This is a genomic window from Liquorilactobacillus mali (assembly GCF_001437155.1).
Lineage (GTDB): Bacteria > Bacillota > Bacilli > Lactobacillales > Lactobacillaceae > Liquorilactobacillus > Liquorilactobacillus mali_A.
In genome coordinates, this window is record NZ_JQAR01000034.1 from 1 (window position 1) to 23,029 (window position 23,029).

Here is a 23,029-nt window from a genome sequence, read left to right on the forward strand (position 1 = left end):
GGATTCCCTTTTCAATAGGATTTTTATTCATTTACACAAACTATTTTATACTCTCAATAATTCATGTGTTTCAACTCCTAAGGTTGAAGACAATAAACAGAATTAGAAGTTTTATTTCCTCATCTGTAATTTCCACCAGCACGTATTATCCTGTTTGTAAAGTTTGAATCCACATCTTTTCAATACATTTTGGGAAGCTAGGTTTTCAATCTCTGTTTTAGCGATTACATAAGAAGTATTGTCTTGTGTTAATGCCCAATCGCACATAGCTTTTGTAGCCTCAGTCATATATCCTTTATGCTCGAAACTTTTTCCTAATCCGTAACCTATTTCAACCTCACCTTGTTTGTTAGGCAGATCTTTAAAATCGGCGGAGCCAATGACAATTCGATCAGTTTTTCTAATAAGAAACCAAAATGTGTGATATAAATAATTTCTTGCATCTTTTTCGGTAACTATAAGTTGTTTTTTTAAAATATTTAAAAATATACCTTCGAGTGATTCAGCTTGATAACTACAATTTAGTTCTTTTTCTAAAATTGAGATATTGTTTATCCAATGACGGTACTGTCCTACTGTCAATGATATTAAATTTAATCTATCAGTTTCAATTATCAATGTTTTCCTCTTTTTCAAGTGATTGTTAGCTATAGATTTTATTGCGAAGTGAATAGCAATTGTTATGAAACTTGTTCAGGTAGTACTTATAAAACTTCCATAGGGCATCTCTTTCCCAATTTAATATAAACATAATGTTAATCAAAGAACTTTAACAGTTGGGAACTATGCTATTTTTAAAATATCTCATACCAAAATAGTAATTAATGGATTTTATAAAAAAATGGTATCGATTATCAGCGAAAATCAACTCAAAGTAAGTAATCAGCCAATTGTTGAGCGGCATCGGCAAAAGCTAGTGGATGAAAGATATTGTGAGGTACTGATTCCAGTAGAATGAGAAGTAAACCACAAGTTTTTGTTTACAGTTATTTTTACTTATTTTTTGTAAACGATGATAATCGGAGCTATAATTAATGTTAATAAATTATAGGAGTGAATTTACCAATGAAGGCAATTGCAATTAAAGAGTATGGTGACATAGATAACTTGCAAGAAATTGAGTTGAAAATCCCAGAGATAGCAGAAGATGAAGTACTTGTTGAAAATTATGCAACAAGTATTAATCCCATCGACTGGAAGGCACGATTAGGTTATTTGAAAGGAATGTACCCATGGGAGTTCCCTGTAGTTCTTGGGTGGGACACGGCAGGAATTATTACACAAGTTGGTGCAAAAGTTGCCAATTTCAAGATTGGCGATAAGGTTTTTGCTAGACCAGATATCTATAATGATGGTAAAAAGGGAACTTATGCGCAATATGTAGCTGTTAAGGAAGATAAATTGGCTCTTAAACCTGATGAAATTACATTTGAAGAGGCTGCCGCAGTACCTTTGGCAGGACTGACCTCATTGCAAGTCATCGTAGATCGCCTGAAGGTAAAAAAGGGTGATAAGGTTCTTATTCAAGGTGGAGCAGGGGGCGTAGGTTTATTTGCTATTCAGATTGCCAAACATCTTGGCGCTTATGTTGCAACTACTGCAAGTAAAAAAAATCATGAATTTCTAAAAAGTTTAGGGGCAGATGAAGTCATAGATTATCATGAGACAAAAATTGATACAGTGTTAAATAACTACGATGCTGTATTTGATACTGTCAATGCAATCGATGACGGTTTAGCAATTCTGAAAGAAAATGGACGACTTGTAACAATTGCTGGGAATCCGAGTGAAGAGCAAAAAGCAAGTTCGAAAGAAGTTTCAAGCTGGTGGTTACAACCAAATGGTAAGCAACTGGAGGAACTAGGAAACTTAATTGTTGCGGGTGAAGTAAAAGTAATTATAGACAGTGTATACCCTTTGACTGCAGAAGGAGTAAGAGCGGCACATAAAAAGAGCCAAGAAGGTCACGCCAGAGGGAAAATAGTAATTAAAGTGAAGTAATCTTTCATAATTGAAAAAAACATCACGTGATTGTTGGCAAAATAGGGCCAACAATCACGTGATGTTTTTTATTTTATCCGAGATCTCTCTGTAATAAGTAACTATTTTGGAAAGAAACGAAAATAAGAAAATTAATCTGCTGAGAGTGCATCGATTGGATTCAATTTTGAAGCTTTCCGAGCAGGTAATAACGCAGCGATTAATGAGATGAAGAGAGAAACCAAAATGGCAAAAATAACATTGGCTAGATTGATCTGGACTATGTTAAATTTGATCAAGTCGTAAACAAAATTGTTAAGTAATATACTGAAAAGCCATGCCAGCAACAATCCTAGGAATGCTGAGAAAAGTCCAAGTAGGAGTGATTCAGCAGTAAATAATCGTCTAATATCCTTGCGGCGTTCACCTAGAGCACGTAAAATTCCGATTTCTTTTGTACGTTCTGCGACTGACATATACATTGTTACAATAATCATCAGCGCTGAGACAACCAATGAAATTCCGGCAATTGCGGATAGGACAGTTGATGCTAGGCTCACATAGTTGTTAACTGTTTTGAGGACATCACCAACAGTTATGACAGAGAAGGCATATTTACCATTAACTTTTTGTTTACGAATCTGGCTTGCAACGTTGTCAACACCATCAATACTTTTCGAATTAACGATTACAAAGTTAGGATCTGTCCTAGCACCAGCAGATGACAGAAGCGAGCGGGTTTCAGAGTATGAGAGAACTGTTATTTCACCTGATACACCACTTGATGAATCCGAGATCCCAGAGACAGTTAACGCTGTTTTCATCTGAATAGGAGTATTATTTTTTGAAAGCCAGTTGATAGTAACATCAATACTCTTACCTATAAGTGAGCGATAGTTTTTGGAGCTTCCAGACAAAGTAATTGCCTGGTTTTTTGAAATAACAATTTCTTTTCCTGTTGGCCAACTACCCTTGGCTAATGAATTAGACGTGTATGATTTTGTATAAGTTTGAATGCCTGAAGAAGAAACATTCTTAGTATTGTAACTTAACGAATATGTGCCTAATTGATAACCAGCCTGAATATAGGAAGTCCCTGTTGTCTTCTTGAGGGTATTTATCTGATCTTGCGAGATAAAGAAGTTAGTTGGATCTTGGCTGAATTGCTGTATTTCTCTTTGTGCTTGAGTATTATTCAACTTTTTCCCACTAGGATTGGCCATAACTGTAATTGTTCTGGGATTGACCAGAGAGTTAATTTGATCATTTATATACGAATTAATTCCATTACCTAGTCCTGAAAATAAGAGCACGGCAAAAATACCGATTGCGGTACCCAAGATGATTAATGAATTTTGCTTGATGTTATATATCAGATGTCTAAATGCAGAAATATAACTTGCACTTGCAGGCAGTGGATGTGAAAGAATCCGAGTAGATTTATTTGTGACTTCATAAGGGTCTTTTAGATGTTCATCATCTGCTATCTGACCATCAACTAGTCGGATAATCCTTGTACCATGATCTGCAACGGCCTGAGAGTGAGTAACGGCTATTACAAGTTTGCCATCTTTTGCGATCTTATTAAGAATTTCGAGAACTTCTTGCGTATTTACTGAGTCTAAAGCTCCTGTCGGCTCATCTGCCAAGATAATATCGGGATCACTGGCCAAAGCACGAGCAATTGCAACACGTTGTTTTTGTCCACCTGATAGTTGATTGGGATGCTTCTTTGCTTGATCTGCAAGTCCTACTTGAGCTAGTAAATCCTTTGCACGATCTATCTTTTCTGCATGTGATAATTTTGTCATTTCTAGTGAAACAAGAACATTTTCAAGAACAGTAAGATGAGTAATTAGATTGTATGATTGATAGATATAGCCGATCGTGCCTCGACGATAGTTATCAAGCTGTTTTTCCTTACGATGATCAAGAACTTCGCCATTAAGGGCAACTTCTCCTTCAAAGTTTCGATCCAATCCACCGATAATATTCATTAAAGTAGATTTTCCGCCACCAGATTCCCCAAGAATTGATACAAATTCACCAGTATTAAATTCTAGATTAATACCGTTTAGAACCTTACTTTCTTCTTTACCAAGAAAATAAGATTTATGAATATTTGAAAGCTTCAGTAAACTCATTTAATTTAACCCCTTTTTTAATGCCGTGTATTGGAAACATTTTATCCTACTTGTAGCGAAAAAAAAACAATAAATCTGAATACTAGTTCATTTTATGAAAAAGTTATCAAACTAGTCAATAAATAAGTGGGAAAATAATTTTCTCAGAGCCTTTTCTTATTAAATCTTCAGTAAAACACCATAGAAGCAAAAAAGGGTATGCTAAACAAACCATTGTGATAGAGTAAACTATAGAAAGAAAATGTAGGTGAAAAAATGCGAGTCATAAAATATCTGATTATTCCCATTTTAGTATTCGTAGCAGTTGTTTTTCAGAGCGAGAAAGTAATTGCTAATAAAAGAAAAACGAGGTAAAGGTATGCAGCAAAAAACAATGATTTATTTTAACCCAAAATCTGGATCTGGGGAGTCACAAAAAATCGCAGATAAGGTTGAAACAATCTTAAAAAATAGGGGACTGCCAGTATACCAGCTAAAAACAAGCACTAAAGACGAAGCACTGAAAAAGATAGCAATTGAAGCACCGAACATTGATCGAATTATCTGCATTGGCGGAGATGGGACGATCAATGTTTTGGTAACAGCATTATTGCGAGGAAAAGTAAAAGTTCCAATTGGGATAATTCCCACTGGAACAGTCAATAACTTTGCGCATAAGTGGAAAATATCCAATAACGTTGACGAAGCAGTCAAAACAATATTAAGAGGCAGGTTGCAACCCGTTGATATTGTAGAGTGCAATGGACAAGCAATTATTAGCTCATTAGTTTTTGGGAGTCTTGCAGATATTTCTAATGAAGTGAGACAGACAGAAAAACAAAAATATGGTTTTGCAGCATACGGATATAATGCGATTAAGCAGATTGGTAAGAATCGTTCACATCAAACACTCTTATTTAACAAGACATTTTCAATGAGTGCCAAAGTCTGGGTTTGTCTGATGACTACCTCTAATTATGTAGGGGGAAGGAAATATTTAGGGAAAACCGAAGATGAATTACATCTAACAATGCTTAATGATATGAAAATAAATAAGCTCTTGAATTTGGGGTATTTTGCGCTAACGGGTAATCTAAGAAAATCAACGACTTTGACTACTTTTGATATTAAGGAGATTGTTGTGCGCAATATTGAAGGAGAAATGCTTGAAACTCGGATAGATGGCGATAAAGGCCCCAAGTTACCAGTTAAAATCAAGTGGTTACCCAAAAGGGTGCAGCTTTATGTGGATTAACAAAAGAGTAGTACAGATATGTTTGAAACAACTTTGAGCAGATTATAGAAAGGTTAGGCACAGTCTGTCGTATAATCTCCTTGAACACAAAAAAGAATGGAGGATTCAAAATGTCAAAAGAAGTTAAGATTGGTAAAAGTGACGTTGTAGCTACTAAGATTGGTTTAGGAACAAATAAAGTTGGTGGACATAATCTTTTTAAAAATCTAGACGATAAAGATGGCTATGCAGTTGTGCGGGCAGCATTGAATTCAGGAATTACATTGCTTGATACGGCATATATGTACGGCTTGGGACGTTCTGAGGAAATCATTGGTGAAGTGTTAAAGGAATATGATCGCTCCAAGGTGATTATTGCTACGAAAGCATCACAAGATCCAGCGCAAAATAACAAGAAAAATAACAATACGCCATCTTTCTTAAAACAGGCTGTTGAAGATGCACTCAAACGGTTACAGACAAACTACATTGATATTTTCTACATCCATTTTCCAGATGAAGAAACACCCAAGGATGAAGCTGTGGCAGCTTTGGCGGATCTAAAAAAAGAAGGGAAAATCAAAGCTATCGGTGTTTCTAACTTTTCACTTGAGCAAATTAAAGAAGCTAACAAAAATGGTGATGTAGATATCGTTGAGGATAATTATAGTTTGGTTCATCGTGCTGCTGAGAAGGATCTATTGCCATACCTAAAGGAAAATAAGATTTCTTTTGTACCTTATTTTCCTTTAGCATCAGGACTATTAACTGGTAAATACAGTGCAGTTGATGGTGAAAAATTTGAACAATTTAGTAGTGAACAATTCAAGAAGATTATCGCCAATATGTCACGTGTTAAGGAAATTGCAGCAAAATACGATGCAACTGCTGCACAAGTGATATTAGCATGGTATGTTGCAAATCCTGACATGAGTGTTGTAATCCCAGGTGCTCGCAAGCCGGAGCAAGTACTAAGCAATGCTAAGGCATTGAATCTTGAGCTAACAAAGGATGAGTACGATGAAATTGATACAGCCTTTAAGGAATTCTAAAAAGTGAAGGTATGGTTCGATAGGCTAGGCAAATCCACCAAATGTATGGGCACGTTTATATAGAATAAATAAAGGCACCAAGTCAAAATTCAAACTTTGACTTGGTGCCTTTTAAAATGTAAAAAATTATTTGCTGAGTTTGCGCTGAAAAAACTTTACCACTTCAACCATCACAAGCATTAGTACGCCACCACTTAACACTATTAGCCATTGTTCTAGAGCTAATGGTGTAACTTTAAAGACAGCATTGAATGCTGGAATGAAAATTGTTGCAAATAAAAGTATACCTGAGATGATAATGGACCAGTTAAACATTTTATTTGAAAACAAGTCTTTGTTGAAGATAGAGCCATGAATTGATTTAGAATTAAAGGCGTGGAACAGTTGGATTAGTCCTAAGGTTGCAAATGCCATGGTTAATGCATCTGCATGAATCAATTCATATGAGCTGTGGAAAGGGTACTTAATAGCTATCCAGTACACGCCAAGAGTTAATATTCCTTCTAACAGTCCCTGATAAGTAATACTAGAGAGAACACCATCACCAAGAAAACTTGATTTAGCACCCCTAGGTTTCCTTTGCATAATTGTAGACTCGGCTTTTTCGATTCCGAGTGCGATGGCAGGGAAAGTGTCTGTTACTAGATTGATCCAAAGAATCTGTGCTGGAGCAAATATGTCCCAACCAAGCATAGTCATGAAAAAGAGGGTTAAAACTTCTCCAAGGTTGGCAGAGAGAAGATATTGAATCGCTTTTTGAATGTTCGCAAAAACTTTACGTCCTTCTTTAACGGCGACAATAATAGTTGCGAAGTTATCATCGGCCAGAACGATATCACTAGCGTTTTTTGAGACTTCAGTACCAGTTATTCCCATCCCAACACCAATATCGGCTGTTTTTAAAGCAGGTGCATCATTGACCCCATCACCGGTCATTGCCACAATCTTTCCTTTGTTTTGCCATGCCTTAACAATTCTAACCTTATGTTCAGGAGCAACCCGCGCATAAACTGAGTATTTATCAACTGAGGAATTCAATTCATCGGTTGACAGTTTATCCAAATCATTGCCTGTGATGACAGCATCAGTTTGAGATTTGTCAATTATCCCTAGACGTAATGCGATAGCCGTGGCTGTGTCCCTATGATCTCCAGTTATCATCAGTGGTCTAATTCCCGCTGAGCGTGCCTGTGCAACTGCATCTTTTACCTCTGGACGTTCAGGATCAATCATTCCTACCATTCCAACAAAGATTAGATCCTTTTCTAATATCTGTGATGAAGGTTCGGCTGGAGTAGTCTTTAGTGGTCGATATGCAAAGCTTAAAACACGTAATGCTTCATGGGCTAGGTCATGGTTTGTATCAAGAATTCTTTTTCGGTCTTTTTCAGTTAAAACTGTTATTTTGCCATCTTTTTCAATGCGCGTTGTTCGTTGCAGTAGCTCATCAACTGCACCTTTTATGAATAGGACAGGTTCGGCTCCCTGCTTTACGATAACTGCCATCAATTTCCGTTCAGAATCAAAGGGAATTGATTCGATTCGTGGGGAATCCTTTTCAACTTGTGAGACATTATTCGACTTGTCAAGATTATATTGAATTAAGGCTGTTTCAGTAGGATCACCGATTAGCCCATTATCACTTTTTTGACTGTCATTGGCCAAAATCATGGATTTCATCAAGTTACTCATATCAATTTGTGCACTATTGGCGTCGGTTAAAACGTTATTTTGATAGATTTTTTCAACTGTCATTTTGTTCTGGGTCAAAGTACCGGTTTTGTCTGATGCAATAATCTCTGTTGCCCCAAGTGTCTCAACAGCAGGCAACTTTCTGATCAATGCATTGCGTTTAGCCATCGCTTGTGTTCCAAGCGCAAGAGTAATTGTTACAATTGCTGGTAGGCCTTCAGGAATAGCTGCAACTGCAAGAGAAATTGATGTTAGTAACATTTCTAAGATTGAAGCGCGGTCAGCCGATATTCCAATAATGAAGACCAATAATGCAATTGCCAAAACTAAGGCACTTAGAATTTTACTCAAATGTACGATGCTTTTTTGAAGTGGAGTAGTTGTCTGATCAACATTATTAAGCATCATTGCAATATGACCAACTTCTGTGTTCATACCCGTTGCAATAACTACAGCCTCAGCCGTTCCGTATGTGACGTTGGTATTCATATAGCCGAGATTTTTTCGATCGCCTAAAGGAATTCCGTCTTCGGGAATACTAGCTGTATTCTTATTTACGGGCACAGATTCACCGGTCAGAGCAGCTTCTTCAACTTGGAGGGAAGAAGTGCTGATAAATCTAACATCAGCTGGAATAATGTCGCCTGCCTCTAATAAAATAATATCGCCAGGTACCAAATCTGCACTTTTAATTGTTTGGATTTGGTTGTTTCGTCGTACTTTCGAAGACGGAGTCATCATTTCTTTTAACGCATCAATTGCATTTTCGGCCTTTGCTTCTTGAAATACGCCAAATACAGCGTTTAAAACAATAACCAAGAAAATAATCAAAGCATCAGAAATATCACCCGCAAAAGCAGCGATAAGAGCAGCGACCATTAATATTATAATCATCAGGTCTTTAAATTGGGTTACAAATTTTTGAAACAAAGAACTCTTTTTTTGTTCAGTGAGCGTATTTTGTCCATATTGTTTCAACAGAGCATCAGATTCGTTCAATGACAGCCCTTTGATGCTTGTATTTAATGAACTCAATGTCTTGTCGACAGAAATTTGGTAATATTTTTGGGTCATAAAGTATGACAATCCCTTCGTGTTTTGTAATTTAAATGTATCATGTTTCAAGATGTTAAGAAAGAAATAACGATTATAAAATAAGATGATTGGAAAAAGTTTAAATAGTTGAAAAAGTCTATGCAACTTGGTACATTTAAAGTAGTTTAATATTAGGGGTGTTAGAATTGATTAAAGAGTTCAAAGAGTTTATTTCACGAGGAAATGTGATTGATTTAGCTGTCGGTGTTATTATTGGGGGAGCTTTTACGTCAATTGTTAAATCACTGGTCGATTACCTAATCAATCCGTTTATTGGTTTATTTATTGGTGGAATTGATTTTTCAGATTTAATTTTCAAGGTTAATGGAGCAACTTTTAAGGTAGGTAGTTTTATTAATGCAGTTATCAATTTCTTAATTATTGCTTTTGTTGTGTTCTTACTGGTTAAGTTTGTTAATAAGTTTTTGATTCGTAAAAAGGCAGAAGAAGCTGCACCTGTTGTAGCTCCTGAAGTTGAGCTCCTTGAAGAAATTCGTGATTTATTAAAAACGCAGGAGAAATAGTGTACATAAGATTCTTTGGGCATCAATGTGAGTGAATTATTTTAATTGAATATTTAGTTATGCAAAAAGGGATTAGGTCAAAAGTTGAATTTTGATCTGATCCCTTTGTTGGTTTCTCATAAACATGTTTCGTAAACTAAAAATATCATTTGACTTTATTCGCTTCACCATCTTTTAGAATGTATAGGTGATGATTGACTTTTTGTTAGTTTTTTCAAAATGGATTTTAGAAGTATAAATTATGAAAACAGTTAAGCTTCAATTTCAGCGAGACAATTATTCAAAAACTCACAAATACCTTGAAAATCTAATTCTCCACGAAATTGGTCAAGTGCTTTGCCATCTTTATACGCTGTGACTACAGGGGTTCCAAAAATGTGAAGTGTCGCTATAATATCTTGATTTTTATCAACATCAAGATAATATGTTCTGAATTGATTATTGAACTTTTCAGAAACTGCTTTTTTTAGTAATGGGTGGACTATGCGACAGTGAGAACAACGTTCAGCACCGAACATTACGATTTCGATTTTGTTAGTGTTCTTATTATTTAAAATATGATTTGTAAATTCTTCTTGAGTAATTTCAGGGAAGATATTGCGGTCAATTTCAAATAATTGTTGTTTATTCTTTTTAGTGGCTATTTGTTTTGATTCATCGATTGTTGCAACACACAAGGCAACATCTTTGTAATAGGGTAGGGTTCCCGCAACAGAAATTATTTTTTGTGCACCTTTTTTGCCGGCATTTGGCAATCTGAAAGTAGAAATGTCAATCGGTTGAATTGGTGTCTCCTGTGGTTGATCTTCTTGTGGTACATAATCATATGGATAACGATAAGCACGGTAAACCATGTTATTTTTTAATTTACCATCATCGCTATGTGAAAAATAAGGAGAAATCCATTCCCAGACAATTTCATAATCGTTAGTGATTTCAATAATTCTACCATCAGACCCCTCATTAATCAGAGTATTTCCATTTGGTAGCCGCTGAACATTCGAAACATATGGACTATAAAATTTACTGCTGTCAGTGGGCATTTGATAGCCAAAATCAGCAGGCGTAACGGACCAGACAATTTCCATTACAACTGGATCAATTTCAAGAATCCGGCTGTAGTCTCGTAGTGCATTTTTTGAACCATCTAAGCTGCTAGGATTAGGAATGCCATAACCAGCCCACCCCCCATTGTCAAACAATAGTAAGTTTCCCGCTCCTGGTAATCCACGTGGAATCATATGCAAAGCGTGTTGACCGATGATTTGTCCAATTTTTTTAGCCTTTGGATCATGAACATAATCAGGACCCAGTTTCCAAACAATTTTACCGCTGTCATGGTCGATGATAAATAAGATATTTGCTTCTCTACCGTCCATTATAATGTTATTAGGCTTAAATCGCTGATCACCTTGATCGAACCATTTATTTTCTCCTAAGTAACTAGCACAATTAGTATGCATAAAATCGCCAACACCACCATCCGATTGGCGCATATTGGGATTTCTCATCAGAATATTTTTAGCCGCTTCATCAAAACCAAATTCATCAAAATGTTCTGCCACACTCCAGCTCCACAATAGGTTACCTTGCCAATCTACTTCATAAACAATATCATCCAATAATTTTTTATTGGAAATTGCGGGATTATGAATTGTCTGATGGGCTAATATCAAGGTTTTTCCAGAATCTATCTTGGGTAGTTCTAAAGGTGAGTAATAGACAGCCTGACCTTCACGTTGAAAATCATGATGTTGACGTGCCATCCAACGATGATCGTATCCGGGATCATCAATTTTTTCGAAATGATCAAATTGCCACTCAATATTTCCATCATAATCAATTTGAACAAGATTAACACCATCTTGCATTCCATGAACTGGTTGACGATTACCAGAGTTTCCAATGATATGCCCATTTGGTAACATCTTAGGCGGCATTCCACGGAAAATCCAACGCCTTACTTCATTGCCATTCATATCAAATAATAGTATTCCATCATTGATTGTTGGTATTAAAGTATAACCATTCCATGCTTTATCAGGGTTGTAGTAAATTGTTCCAGTAGGATATACAGATGGTTGACCCATAAAAATCACTCCTCAAATTTGTTTTAATATAGTGAGTGGAAATAGTATTTTTAATTCTTGAAAAACGTATATATCTTCAAACATACAAAGTTTCAAATATTAATTGGATGGCTGAAATCATTTAAGAATAAGTATCTTATTAACAACTTTCACTCTGTGTCGTTCTAAATATATAAGTAATCTATATTCTCAATAATAGAAAGGTCTTTTGAAAAAAATGTGAAATTATTTAGTAAATTTCCAGCACTTTTAACGAGTTTTGGCTGAAAAATAAGAAGTTATGGTATTTTTGTTTTGCTGACTGTATAATTGTTAAGCTATAGTCGTTAATTCTGGTTGATGGTATTCAGTGTAATTGTAATAGAAGAGGCTGGATCAAAAGTTATGTTTTGATCCAGTCCCTCTGTGTTTATTTCATATAAATGTGTTCCGTAAGCCATAATCTTATTTTAGTCAATTTAATGATTAGCATAAATATCAGTATTATTTATATGAGACAGAGCCAGATATGGCTTTCTTCAATGTAGTGGTATCAAGGTATTTATTGATACTATAAGTATGCTTTAATTTCCCACTAGCAGCTAGGTATTTGTAAATGCTCTTTAAATCATTGTATGTGCTTTGATCAAAGTTGATTTTAAAATTAGTACTTTTGAAAGTTGCTAAAACAGTTTTTTTAGGTACATTTAATGCTGAAGATACAATTTTAGCAGCTTTTTGTGGATGTGAATGAACTAGCTTAATACTGTCATTAATAGCTTTCAAGTAGGCAATTGCTGCTTTGGGATGTTCTTTTAGAAATTTTTTATTAGAAATAGCAAATGCTAGAGTTGGAGATGTAATTTTTCCTTGTGTTGTCAACACCTTGAATTTACCAGTCTTTTCTAGTTTTTCTGCATCTTGTCCTGATGCCCAAACAGCGGACGCTTTTCCAGATTTCATCAAGGCCAATCCTTCTTGTCCCGTTTCAACGGACAGCAAATTAACTTGGCTTTCTTTTAAACCAGCTTTCTTTAGGGTTTTAGCAACCCAATATTCTGTAACAGTTCCTTTGCTAGTTAAAACATTTTTACCTTTAAGCTCGGCGAGCGAACCAATATCCTTGGTTGTATATAATTTAACACCGCTACCGCCTGAACTAGATAATTTTGCAAAAATTTTGAGATTACTTTTGCTTGAACTTCCAAAACGGTTTAGGGCTGCAAAATCGGCTACATATCCAATATCTAATTGTTTCGTTGTAATAGCATTAACAGTTTCAATCCCAGATGAAAAGGTCGTGGTTTTTACTTTGAGGTTATACTTACTGAAATAGCCTTCTTTTTTTGCAATTGCTGCTAAGTATTGACCACCAGAGTTTGTCATTAATCCTAGACGGATTGTTGTTGAATTACTGCTGCTTTTTTTTGAACTACTGTCAATGCTTTTTAAGCCATAGATTGCAGCAAATATTACAGCGATAATGGCCACTAAACTTCCTAGTAACACAATTAATTTTTTATGCACTTATAAAAACACCCTTCTGTATGTTTTACTTGGTTTCCTTTTCAAATACACCATATTTTTTTAACACAACTTTACCGAATAAACGAAGCAGTGTGTCCGAAAGGTAACCAATAAATCCAAGAACAAAAATGCCAACGAAGATCCAATCTGTTCGGTAATAGAGTCTAGAAGTATAAATCAGGTAACCAATTCCATTTTGAGCGGCTAACATTTCAGCTGCTACAATAGCAATAATTGCTCCACCTAATCCAAGGCGTACACCAGTGAAAATATTTGGAACAGCTGAAGGAATGACAACGCTGTAGAAAATTTGAAACTTTGAGGCACCTTGTGATTGAGCTGATTCTATCTTTAATGGGTCAATAGCGATAACCCCAGTAATTGTGTTGATAATGATTGGGAACATTGTTGCATAAATAATTAATGCAATTTTAGATATCTCACCAACACCAAACCATAGTAGAAATAATGTTAAAAATCCGATGGCTGGTACGAATCGAAAAAAATTAATCAATGGCTCAAGCAAGTAGCGAATAATTTTAAATTGTCCGATGATTAATCCTAGAGGTATGGCGATAGTACTTCCAATTAACCATCCGGCCAAAATTCGCAACAAACTAATTAGCAGATCATTTTGAAGCGTCCCAGTTTTTATCAACCCCTGGGCACTAATCAGTGTTTTCCATGGACTAGGTAAAAAACTGGCGTCACTAACCTTGGAGGCAATTACCCAGACTGCTAGTAATAAGAGCCAGGCTAATAATCCACGCTTAGTTAAGAATAATAATCCATTCCTAAATAATTCTATCCCCTTATGTGCATCGGTATTATTGGGAATTTCCAAGTCATTTAATGTCTGGGATTTAGAGGTGTTTTTACTCGACATTTCTTTCACTCTAATGACCTCCTATCGGAAAATAGTTATTTAATTCTGTGACTAGTTCTTCGTTTTCTTTTGAGAAAACATTTCGAGGATAAGGATGGTCAACAGTAATTGTTTTATAAATATTTGAGGCAGGAGCAGGAGAAAAAATACTAATTTTTTGACCTAAATAAGCTGCCTCTTGAATATCATGCGTCACAAATAAAATGGTTTTTTTGGTTTTTTGCCAAATTCGAATAAGTTCATCTTGCATAATTCTTCTAGTTTGGGCATCTAAAGCGCCAAATGGTTCATCTAAAATTAGTATGTCTGGATCATTGGAAATACTTCTTGCAATTTGGACGCGTTGCTTCATTCCGCCAGATAATTCATATGGATACTTATTAGCATGTTGATCAAGTCCAACTAATTTTAAACTTTGATTAACTATGGGTGTTCGCTCCTTTTCTGAGAAATGCTGCATCTTCAGGCCATAAGAAACATTTTCATAAACGGTTAACCATGGGAAAATAGCGGCATCAGCATTTTGAAATACTACTCCACGATCTCGTCCAGGAGCAGTAACTTCATGTCCGTTAACTAAAACTTGACCGCTTGTTTTGGGAAGAAAGCCAGCAATAATATTGAGCAATGTTGATTTACCACATCCACTACGGCCTAAAAAAATATGAAATTCACCAAGAGCAATTTTTAAATTAATATCTTGTAGTACGAGAGGGTTTTCCTTTTTTGGTGCAAAAAAAGAAGCAGGTGCATGGTACTTCTTAAACACGTGTTTAAGTTCAATGCTATTTTTTATCATATTAGTTACCTCATTAATTGATTTTCAGTATTAACGTGAATAAAGGGTATTACAGTCGTACTGGTTATATCTTGAGCCTTTAATTTATTTTAGATACTATTTTCTATACAATTAGTATTAAAAAAATTTGAAAAATAACGATAATTTATAGTAAGTAGAATAAAAATATTAAAATACTTGTAATTGGTACTACTCATCTCTTAGTTAAACTCAGGTGATCATTGAAGGAGAGATTCAAAAATGTTGTGTTATTGAATGTTTTTAATAATAGGTTAAAATTATGAATTGTAGATGAATTTATTTTGATTGAAACATTTGCATTTTATGATGATTTGCATAAATGTTATTTTATTAAATTTTGAATAATAAAGAGGAATGTTTTGTAATATCAGAAGTTTAGTAAATTTATTTGCTAAATGAATAAAAACATTAATTTAGAAGGTGTAAATATCCTGATATAGATGGAATTAATTGCCAGATAGAATATGTCTAAACTTAAAAATTTAGTATCTTTTTTATCTTAAGAATAATATATTATCAAGAAGTTGAAATTTAATTGAAATTAAGGGTTACTTTTATGTATTTTTCTGTTATGATTATCTGCATACATGGTACCAAAGTGAGTAATAAGTTTACACAAATCTAAAAAAATAATTTTTTCAAAAGAAGAATAATTTTTGATTCATAAATTATATTATTTTGTTGTAAGATTAGCAAAATTTATCAATTATTAAGGCATTTAGTATTTTTTATAGTAAGTACATGCCCATATAATGAACACGTGTATAATAAATGTGAAAAGAGGCAAAAAATGAAAACGGGTGAACTTGTTAAACAAATCAGAACTGAAAAGGGAATAAAAGCTAAGGTCGTATATGATGGTCTGCTATCACGATCAATGTATTACAAATATGAGAGCGGTTTAGTTGAAACAACTGCGGATACTTTCTTGTATATCTTGAATCGTTTAAATATTGAGGCTGATGAATTTCTGCGAATGTTCAGTGTGATGGATAAGTGCAATAATGAGTACATAAATTATCGCGATGATCTAAATAATGCCTACCGACTTGAAAACTTAATTGAAATTAAAGCCTTAGAGAAAAAAATTAGTAAAGAATATCAAGAAAGCGGCTTGGTTCGTTTCTATAATTTGATGTTGATTGCGGCTGTGATGCGTAAAAAGCTTGGAAAAACTGCGGAAAGTGTATTGAGTGAACGAAAAGAAATTCTACATTATCTATTGCGGAGTACAAAGTGGGGTCATTATGAATACGGTCTCTTTATTGACGCAATCTTCATGTTTGATAGTAGCTCAATTGAAAAAGTATTACAGGATCATGATTGGGATGATAGCCATGAGGGTGAAGATATGAAGCTTGATAATCTGAAGGTGAAGGCTTTATGCCAATCAATCCTAGTATTTATGAAATCTAATAAGACAGATCAAGTGAACTACTATTATACATTACTTGATAAAATAAAAGTTAGCTCAAACAATATATATGCGCTGGGCAACAAAAGATTCTTTGAGGGTTTAAAGACAATCAACAATGGGGATTATGAACAAGGATTGAAAACCATTTCTGAAATTTTCTCACTATATCAGGAGCTGGGACTAGATGATCTGTATAAGGAACACGTTGCAATTCTTCAGGAACTATTAAGTGTCCAGTTACAAAAATCTAAGTCCAGAAAAAGACGAAAGGCATAGTTTTGCTTGCTTGAAAAAAAAATAAAAACAGTATAAAATGAAAAGATACGTGTAGAGTGAAAGGAGGAGAACCGATGTCACAAAATACTCATGTTGGGGTAGCTAATGATCGTCGCCCTGTTAACCAGAAGAATATTAAAAAACGTCGTGCTCAACATCAAAACGTATTATCATTTTTGAAGAGCCGCGAAGAGCTAGAAAAAAACGGAAAATAAGTTGTTTTTTTTGGAAACTTACATTTATTTACCAGCATGGGGCGTCGATGACGTTTTGTGGTGGTTTTTTTTTGGTAAAAATACTAATTAATTAATGTATGAGTATGATATAATCACCCAATAAGAGGATGGATGAGAATAAATGAGTATTTTAGAAATAGATGGGCTTTCACATGCTTTTGCTGATAAGGAATTATACCAAGATGCAAGCTTTAGATTAAATAAAGAAGATCATATGGGAATTATCGGGCAAAATGGAGCAGGTAAAAGTACTTTAATCAAAATTATCACAGGTCAAGAACTTCCAGATGAGGGAAAAATTGTATGGCAAAATAATATAAAGATCGGATATCTTGATCAATATGCACAAACAGCACATGATTTAACAGTTTTTGAGTTCTTAAAATCAGCTTTCAAAGACTTGTATAATATTAGCGAACTGCAAGCTAAGTGCTATGAGGATTATGCAGCTACAATGGATGAATCTCTATTGGATAAGGCTGGTAGATATCAGGAACAGCTTGAAGCCGGTGAATTTTATGAGATAGAGACTAAGATTGAACAGGTAATGTCGGGGCTTGGAATAGACGCAATTGGGAAGGACAGGCATGTTGACCAGTGTAGTGGCGGTCAAAGATCAAAGATTATTTTGGCTAAGTTATTGCTTGAGAATCCCGATGTATTATTGCTGGATGAGCCGACTAACTACCTTGATGTTGAACACATTGAGTGGTTAATAAATTATTTAAATGATTTTGCGGGCTGTTTTATGGTGATTTCGCATGATTTTGATTTCTTAGAAAGAGTTACAAACACAATTATTGATGTTGCTTTTGGGAAAATTACAAAGTATACGGGGAGTTTTAGTTCGGCAATCAAGCAGAAGGAAGTAAAGAAGGAAGTTCAACTTAAAGCCTATGAAAAGCAACGGCGCCAAATAGAGAAAGATGAGGCCTACATCAGAAGAAATAAGGCAGGAACTAGGTCTACGATGGCGAAGTCAAGGCAAAAAAGGCTTGATAAGCTGGAAAGAGTTGATCCACCAAGTGATGCACTGCAATCCAGTTTCAGCTTTCCTTATGAGGAATTGATGTCATCTGCGACATTAGTTGTTGAAGATCTTTCGGTAGGATATGAAAGACCTTTGCTAGCACCTGTTACTTTCTCAATGAGTCATGGAGAAAAGGTTGTATTAAAGGGATTTAATGGTGTTGGTAAATCAACACTTATTAAATCAATTTTAGGTATAATTCCGAACTTTGGCGGAAGTGCTAAATTTGTGGAGGCTGCTAAGGTAAATTATTTTACGCAAGATTTGACTTGGGATGATCCCACACAAACACCTCTGCAAATTGTACAGAATGTTTATCCAAAGTTAGAACCAAAGACGATAAGACAAAGGCTCGCACGAGCTGGGTTGAGTCCGGCTAACGCCATGAAACCAATGGAGTTACTGAGCGGGGGCGAACAAACCAAGGTCAAACTGTGTATCCTAGAGTTGAAACCAAGTAATTTCTTAATCATGGATGAACCTACAAATCACCTAGATGATGAGACAAAGAATGCTTTGAAAAAAGCACTTGTGTCTTTTGCTGGCAATGTCTTATTAGTATCCCATGAGCAGTCTTTTTATGATGGGTGGATCGATAAGATTTTCGATGTTGAGAGCATCCGACTTAATAAAAATTAAGGGAGTATACAAGTGAATGAATAAACGTAAATTATTTTCTTGGGTTGTTGCAATCCTGCTTGTTTTTCTTGCGGGATGGAGCGTAGTGTATGTCAAACATGCAGAAAAAATAAATAGTGTAAAGATTGCAAAAGAGGAAAAGAAACAACAGCAACAGAAAAAAGAGGATAAAGATGCGAATATGCGTCGCCCAATAAAGTGGCGTAAGTCTTCGGAAACGAAAAAGTATCCAGATGTTGTTGGTGATAAGGACTTATGGGTCAAAGTATCACAAAAAAAGCAGCGTCTTTATGTAATGTCAGGGAAGAAAAAAGTTTACCAGATGTATGTGTCTTTGGGAACACATTCGGCAGGTTATTCAAATGAAGGTAAAAAGAAATTTCCAACAGGAACATTTGAAATTAGTAATAAGCGTGGCGAATTTTATTTCAATCAAGTTACTGGTACCGGAGGCAAGTATTGGATTTCGTGGAAGGGTGACGGTAAATACTTGATACAAAGTGTTCCTACGAATGAGCATGGAAAATATATTGTTTCGAGTGCGCAAAATTTAGGAAGTCAAGTAGATACAAATAACAGCATCTGGCTGTCTGTAAAAGATGCAAAATGGTTCTATAAGAATATTAACGGTGGAACTAAATTAGTCATCGAGTAAATCATCATAAGCATGAACACAACAAAGTTTAAGAATCTTTAGACATTAAGATAATCAGCTGGAAGGGCTGGGCCAAAGTTTAAATTTGACCCAGCTCTTCTGTGTTTTTCTGGACAAAAGTGTTTCTTAGATTTTTGATTAATTTCGAATTACTTATAGTAAAGGCCTCACTATGGTAGTAATTTCGTGGTAACTTAAATTTTATTGAATCATGTTCTTTCTTTGCAAAATTAGTGAGTGTGAAGGAAAACAAAAAAGCAGGATGGGACGTTATGAGCAAAATGTATTGTGTAAAATATTTTTGCAGTAGAATAGAGGTGAAGCCCGTGTCTGTGAGCTATTTTTATTTTTATGTAGGGAGTGTTTTTATGGCAAATACAAAAGGAGCAGATTTGTTAGTTGACGTGTTAGTAGATTGGGGAATTCAAAATGTTTACGGATTACCCGGTGATTCGATTGATACTACTATTGATGCTCTGCGTCGCCAACAAGATAAGATAAAGTTTATTCAAGTGCGTCATGAAGAAGTTGCTGCTTTATCTGCAGCAGCAGAGGCAAAATACACAGATAAAATTGGTGTATGTCTATCAATTGGCGGACCTGGTGCAATTCATCTTTTGAATGGACTGTATGATGCAAAAATGGACCATGTACCTGTACTGGCTTTATTAGGGCAAGTTACATCAACTTCCTTAAACGAAGGGTATTTCCAAGAAGTAAACACTGCAAAATTATTTGATGATGTAGCTGTCTTTAATAGAACTATTTCGGCGGTGGACAATCTGCCAGAAGTTATTGATCAAGCTATCAGAAGTGCTTATGAGAACAAAGGTGTTGCAGTACTGACTATTCCTGATGACATTCCTAATCAAACATTAAAGGGAGAATATAATTCTTCTGCACGTGCATTTACATTAAGTACGCCAGAGGTTGATAAAACTCAGCTTAATGAGGCAGCTTCATTGATAAAGAGTGCAAGTAAACCAGTAGTATTGCTAGGAGTTGGTGCTAAGCATGCTGGTAATGAGATCAAAAAATTTGTTGAAACAAATAAAATTCCATTCATAGAAACGTTGCCTGCTAAGGGAACAATTGCAGACAATCATCCTAATTCATTAGGTAACGTAGGTAAATTGGGGACTAAAGCAGCATACGAGGCAATGAAAAATGCTGATTTATTGATAATGTTTGGGACAAACTATCCATATCGGCCTTACTTACCTGAAAAGGGGCAAGCTAAGAGCATTCAAGTTGATTTGAAAGCCGAAAACTTAGGTAAACGTTATAGTGTTGACGTTGCCGTACAAGGTGATGTCAAGAAGTTTGCTGGAGCACTCAATGATTTAGGTGCTATTCGGACTGATGGCAAGTTCTTAGAAGCATGTCAAAAGAGCATGAGTAATTGGAACAAATGGATGGCTGACAAGCGTAAGTTGAATACGAGTCCGGCCTCACCAGAAAGTATGACGGCTTATATTGATGAGACAGCTCCATCAGACTTAATCTATTCTATTGATGTTGGTACATCCACATCTTGGAGTGCACGTTACTTACACGTTAAGGATGATCAGAAATTTGCAATATCTGCATGGCTTGGGACAATGGGTTGCGCACTTCCAGGAGCAATCGCTGCACAAGTAGCTTATCCAGATAAGAGAGTCGTTGCACTACAAGGCGATGGTGCGTTTGCGATGGTTATGCAGGACTTTGTGACCGCTGTAAAATATAAGTTGCCTATTATTTGTGTGGTTGTTAATAACCAAAAGCTTGCATTTATTGAGTATGAGCAACAACAAGCAGGACAATTGAATTACCAAATCGACTTGGCTGATGTAGATTATGCTAAGTTTGCTGAGGCATGCGGTGGTGTTGGTATCACTGTTAAATCTAATGATGAATTCAAGGCCGCCTTGGACAAGGCATATACAATTACAGATAAACCTATTTTGATTAATGCTTATGTTAAGGATAATGCGCCACTTCCAGGAAAGATTGTTATGGATGAGGCAAAAGGATATATGAAGTTTGGACAAGAATATCTCGAAAACTATTGGAAGATTCCAGAATTGCCACCATTGAAAGATATCCTGCGTCAATTCTTCTAAAATGATGAATTTATAGAGAACATACTAAGGAAATATGACAAGATAGATTTGTGTCATGTTTCTTTTTTTATTAGGGAGTGATTTGCGTGAAGATTGTATTATTGGGTGGTTCAGGGTACGTAGGTAAAGGGATTATTCAAGAATTGAGTTCTTATGATGACATGGAACTAGTTAGTATGTCACGACATGGCGGAACAGAGGAAGACAAAAAAAGATGGCCAAAAGTGTCATGGGAAAGTGTAGACTTAGGCAGACCGGAAACATGGCAAGAAGAAGTGGCTGATGCAGATTGGGTTGTTGACCTGATAGGAGTATTGTTTGCAAAAAATTATAATGAATATTATAAAAAAACAGTAGAACCGGTGATGAGTGTAATTAAGTTTGTAGGAGAAAAGGTCAAGGATACTAAGTTTCTATTCGTTTCTGCAAATTATGCACCATTGGGGATGGGAGCCTATATGAAAGCCAAGCTTGTGTTTGAAGATGAATTGAAGAAACGGTTGGGAACACGGGCTGTATTCGTTTATCCTGGGTTAATTTATCATAAAGAACGCCCTTTTGTTTATGTTATTGCAATAGCATTAAATAATTTAACGAAGATAAAGCCATTAACGAGATTGGTGGAGCGTTTGCGTCCAATTGCTAGAGCAAGGTTTGCAGTGGAAATTAGAAATATTTTGTTGAATAATAATAGTTATTTAATGCATAGAACAAAAAGATAGGAAACAAAACTGAGGTAAAGGATGATTTTGAACTAAATTTTTTATTGATTCGGGATAAATGTGTTTCGCAAGTCGAAATTCGTTGTTTAAACTCAAATTTACTCGAAACTAGGAATGTATTATGTTCGCGATTTCAGCTTAGTACTCAAATTTTACTGACTTATGTCTTCCGCGTTTTTGCAGACCAAGGAGGATTGCTGATATAACTGAGTGATACCTCATGTAATTTGACATTATCCAAACTTACTTTTAATATGGGTTAGAATCTTCAATAGAATAATCATCTAATGAGTTTGGAAGTGAAAGAGGAATGGAAATTAAAGTTAAGGATTTTATTAATCAAGTTGAAGCGGATGAAATTACCAAAATAGTATTGGATAAGATCGAAGTTAACGAGATTGGTGAATTAAAGGATAATTTTATGGCAAGTTTATTTGCTGATTTTGAGAATGCTTTTTCAAAGGGAAAAGTAGTACAAGCTGTTCAACCAATAGAAATGGTTGATGAATCCATTGAAATAGTATTGGAGACGGGTGTTATTAATTTGCCTTTTGCAAATATTAAGCGTGTTGATAATTTTTTTGATGTAGAGGATACAGTGCCGTTATTAACAAATCTTATTGTTATATCACCTAGTTTAAATGCTTCGGGGTTGTTTATTAGATCTTACTCAGACACAAGCAACTTGAAGAATGAGACTTCAAAGATAGTTGCCGACACCTTATTGAGCATTAAGCAGATACAGGAAAATTTAAAAAAGAATGAGGATAGTAATCTCCAAGAGTCCTAGGTAATTAATTTGAAATTACGAGTATTTGGCGGTCGTTGGGTGGATAGAAGCAGCGTAACGTGAAACACTTTTTTATGGTACGTTGATACAGAATAAACAAAGGGGGCTGTGCCATAAGTCCCTAAGTTAAAGAGCTTCACCAGAGAAAGTAATGATT

Annotated in this window: 18 protein-coding genes; 11 read left to right on the forward strand and 7 right to left on the reverse strand. The window is 35.4% G+C overall.

Annotation, left to right across the window (positions count from 1 at the left end; translation table 11 throughout):
- Positions 1–111: 111 nt before the first annotated feature.
- On the reverse strand, positions 112–618 hold the full coding sequence (locus tag IV36_RS10635; protein WP_056992396.1) for a GNAT family N-acetyltransferase: 507 nt from the start codon (positions 616–618) through the stop codon (positions 112–114).
- Between the two features lie 447 nt (positions 619–1,065).
- Here IV36_RS10635 and IV36_RS10640 point away from each other — a divergent pair, with 447 nt between their 5' ends.
- Positions 1,066–2,001, forward strand: coding sequence for an NADP-dependent oxidoreductase (locus tag IV36_RS10640; protein ID WP_056992398.1), 936 nt, complete (start codon positions 1,066–1,068; stop codon positions 1,999–2,001).
- A gap of 131 nt (positions 2,002–2,132) precedes the next feature.
- Here IV36_RS10640 and IV36_RS10645 read toward each other — a convergent pair whose 3' ends face one another.
- Positions 2,133–4,124 carry an ABC transporter ATP-binding protein/permease gene (locus tag IV36_RS10645; protein ID WP_056992401.1) on the reverse strand — a complete coding sequence of 664 codons (1,992 nt, stop codon included), beginning with the start codon at positions 4,122–4,124 and terminating at the stop codon, positions 2,133–2,135.
- A 358-nt stretch (positions 4,125–4,482) separates the two neighbouring features.
- Between IV36_RS10645 and IV36_RS10650 the strand changes: the two genes are divergently transcribed.
- Together IV36_RS10650 and IV36_RS10655 are read left to right on the forward strand one after the other, a co-directional pair.
- Entirely contained in the window at positions 4,483–5,358 is an 876-nt protein-coding gene (locus IV36_RS10650; RefSeq protein ID WP_056992403.1) for a diacylglycerol/lipid kinase family protein, read from the forward strand.
- Positions 5,359–5,468: 110 nt separating this feature from the next.
- Positions 5,469–6,389 (forward strand): aldo/keto reductase, encoded by a 921-nt coding sequence (locus IV36_RS10655; protein ID WP_056992405.1) that lies wholly within the window; start codon positions 5,469–5,471, stop codon positions 6,387–6,389.
- A gap of 126 nt (positions 6,390–6,515) precedes the next feature.
- Here the strand turns inward: IV36_RS10655 and IV36_RS10660 are convergent, their stop codons facing one another.
- The gene (locus IV36_RS10660) at positions 6,516–9,155 is read right to left on the reverse strand and encodes a cation-translocating P-type ATPase (RefSeq protein WP_056992407.1); all 2,640 of its coding nucleotides are present in this window, start codon (positions 9,153–9,155) and stop codon (positions 6,516–6,518) included.
- A 167-nt stretch (positions 9,156–9,322) separates the two neighbouring features.
- Here IV36_RS10660 and mscL point away from each other — a divergent pair, with 167 nt between their 5' ends.
- Entirely contained in the window at positions 9,323–9,700 is a 378-nt protein-coding gene (gene mscL / locus IV36_RS10665; RefSeq protein WP_056992409.1) for a large-conductance mechanosensitive channel protein MscL, read from the forward strand.
- A gap of 251 nt (positions 9,701–9,951) precedes the next feature.
- Here the strand turns inward: mscL and IV36_RS10670 are convergent, their stop codons facing one another.
- From IV36_RS10670 to IV36_RS10685, 4 genes are all read right to left on the reverse strand, one after another.
- Positions 9,952–11,790 (reverse strand): aryl-sulfate sulfotransferase, encoded by a 1,839-nt coding sequence (locus IV36_RS10670; protein WP_056992412.1) that lies wholly within the window; start codon positions 11,788–11,790, stop codon positions 9,952–9,954.
- Positions 11,791–12,273: 483 nt separating this feature from the next.
- Complete coding sequence (locus IV36_RS10675; RefSeq protein WP_056992414.1) at positions 12,274–13,296, reverse strand: ABC transporter substrate-binding protein; 1,023 nt, start codon at positions 13,294–13,296, stop codon at positions 12,274–12,276.
- 25 nt (positions 13,297–13,321) lie between these two features.
- Positions 13,322–14,182 carry an ABC transporter permease gene (locus IV36_RS10680; RefSeq protein ID WP_235810318.1) on the reverse strand — a complete coding sequence of 287 codons (861 nt, stop codon included), beginning with the start codon at positions 14,180–14,182 and terminating at the stop codon, positions 13,322–13,324.
- A 10-nt stretch (positions 14,183–14,192) separates the two neighbouring features.
- Positions 14,193–14,981, reverse strand: a complete 789-nt coding sequence (locus tag IV36_RS10685) for an ABC transporter ATP-binding protein (RefSeq protein ID WP_056992416.1) — start codon at positions 14,979–14,981, stop codon at positions 14,193–14,195.
- Positions 14,982–15,792: 811 nt separating this feature from the next.
- Between IV36_RS10685 and IV36_RS10690 the strand changes: the two genes are divergently transcribed.
- From IV36_RS10690 to IV36_RS10715, 7 genes are all read left to right on the forward strand, one after another.
- Positions 15,793–16,695 carry a helix-turn-helix domain-containing protein gene (locus IV36_RS10690; RefSeq protein ID WP_056992418.1) on the forward strand — a complete coding sequence of 301 codons (903 nt, stop codon included), beginning with the start codon at positions 15,793–15,795 and terminating at the stop codon, positions 16,693–16,695.
- A 74-nt stretch (positions 16,696–16,769) separates the two neighbouring features.
- Complete coding sequence (locus tag IV36_RS12305; protein ID WP_169790729.1) at positions 16,770–16,910, forward strand: hypothetical protein; 141 nt, start codon at positions 16,770–16,772, stop codon at positions 16,908–16,910.
- A gap of 142 nt (positions 16,911–17,052) precedes the next feature.
- Positions 17,053–18,600 (forward strand): ABC-F family ATP-binding cassette domain-containing protein, encoded by a 1,548-nt coding sequence (locus IV36_RS10695; RefSeq protein ID WP_056992419.1) that lies wholly within the window; start codon positions 17,053–17,055, stop codon positions 18,598–18,600.
- A 16-nt stretch (positions 18,601–18,616) separates the two neighbouring features.
- On the forward strand, positions 18,617–19,255 hold the full coding sequence (locus tag IV36_RS10700; protein WP_056992421.1) for a L,D-transpeptidase: 639 nt from the start codon (positions 18,617–18,619) through the stop codon (positions 19,253–19,255).
- Positions 19,256–19,623: 368 nt separating this feature from the next.
- The gene (locus tag IV36_RS10705) at positions 19,624–21,360 is read left to right on the forward strand and encodes a pyruvate oxidase (protein ID WP_056992423.1); all 1,737 of its coding nucleotides are present in this window, start codon (positions 19,624–19,626) and stop codon (positions 21,358–21,360) included.
- A gap of 86 nt (positions 21,361–21,446) precedes the next feature.
- Complete coding sequence (locus tag IV36_RS10710; RefSeq protein WP_056992425.1) at positions 21,447–22,082, forward strand: NAD-dependent epimerase/dehydratase family protein; 636 nt, start codon at positions 21,447–21,449, stop codon at positions 22,080–22,082.
- Between the two features lie 310 nt (positions 22,083–22,392).
- On the forward strand, positions 22,393–22,872 hold the full coding sequence (locus tag IV36_RS10715; protein ID WP_056992426.1) for a hypothetical protein: 480 nt from the start codon (positions 22,393–22,395) through the stop codon (positions 22,870–22,872).
- Positions 22,873–23,029 lie beyond the last annotated feature (157 nt).

Excerpts from the sequence above, each read along its gene's own strand:
- IV36_RS10645 (WP_056992401.1), bottom strand. The coding sequence starts at position 4,124 with ATGAGTTTACTGAAGCTTTCAAATATTCATAAATCTTATTTTCTTGGT.
- IV36_RS10700 (WP_056992421.1), top strand. The coding sequence starts at position 18,617 with ATGAATAAACGTAAATTATTTTCTTGGGTTGTTGCAATCCTGCTTGTT.
- IV36_RS10650 (WP_056992403.1), top strand. The coding sequence starts at position 4,483 with ATGCAGCAAAAAACAATGATTTATTTTAACCCAAAATCTGGATCTGGG.
- IV36_RS10680 (WP_235810318.1), bottom strand. The coding sequence starts at position 14,182 with ATGTCGAGTAAAAACACCTCTAAATCCCAGACATTAAATGACTTGGAA.
- IV36_RS12305 (WP_169790729.1), top strand. The coding sequence starts at position 16,770 with ATGTCACAAAATACTCATGTTGGGGTAGCTAATGATCGTCGCCCTGTT.
- IV36_RS10715 (WP_056992426.1), top strand. The coding sequence starts at position 22,393 with ATGGAAATTAAAGTTAAGGATTTTATTAATCAAGTTGAAGCGGATGAA.
- IV36_RS10685 (WP_056992416.1), bottom strand. The coding sequence starts at position 14,981 with ATGATAAAAAATAGCATTGAACTTAAACACGTGTTTAAGAAGTACCAT.
- IV36_RS10640 (WP_056992398.1), top strand. The coding sequence starts at position 1,066 with ATGAAGGCAATTGCAATTAAAGAGTATGGTGACATAGATAACTTGCAA.
- IV36_RS10690 (WP_056992418.1), top strand. The coding sequence starts at position 15,793 with ATGAAAACGGGTGAACTTGTTAAACAAATCAGAACTGAAAAGGGAATA.
- IV36_RS10655 (WP_056992405.1), top strand. The coding sequence starts at position 5,469 with ATGTCAAAAGAAGTTAAGATTGGTAAAAGTGACGTTGTAGCTACTAAG.
- IV36_RS10695 (WP_056992419.1), top strand. The coding sequence starts at position 17,053 with ATGAGTATTTTAGAAATAGATGGGCTTTCACATGCTTTTGCTGATAAG.
- IV36_RS10705 (WP_056992423.1), top strand. The coding sequence starts at position 19,624 with ATGGCAAATACAAAAGGAGCAGATTTGTTAGTTGACGTGTTAGTAGAT.
- IV36_RS10660 (WP_056992407.1), bottom strand. The coding sequence starts at position 9,155 with ATGACCCAAAAATATTACCAAATTTCTGTCGACAAGACATTGAGTTCA.
- IV36_RS10670 (WP_056992412.1), bottom strand. The coding sequence starts at position 11,790 with ATGGGTCAACCATCTGTATATCCTACTGGAACAATTTACTACAACCCT.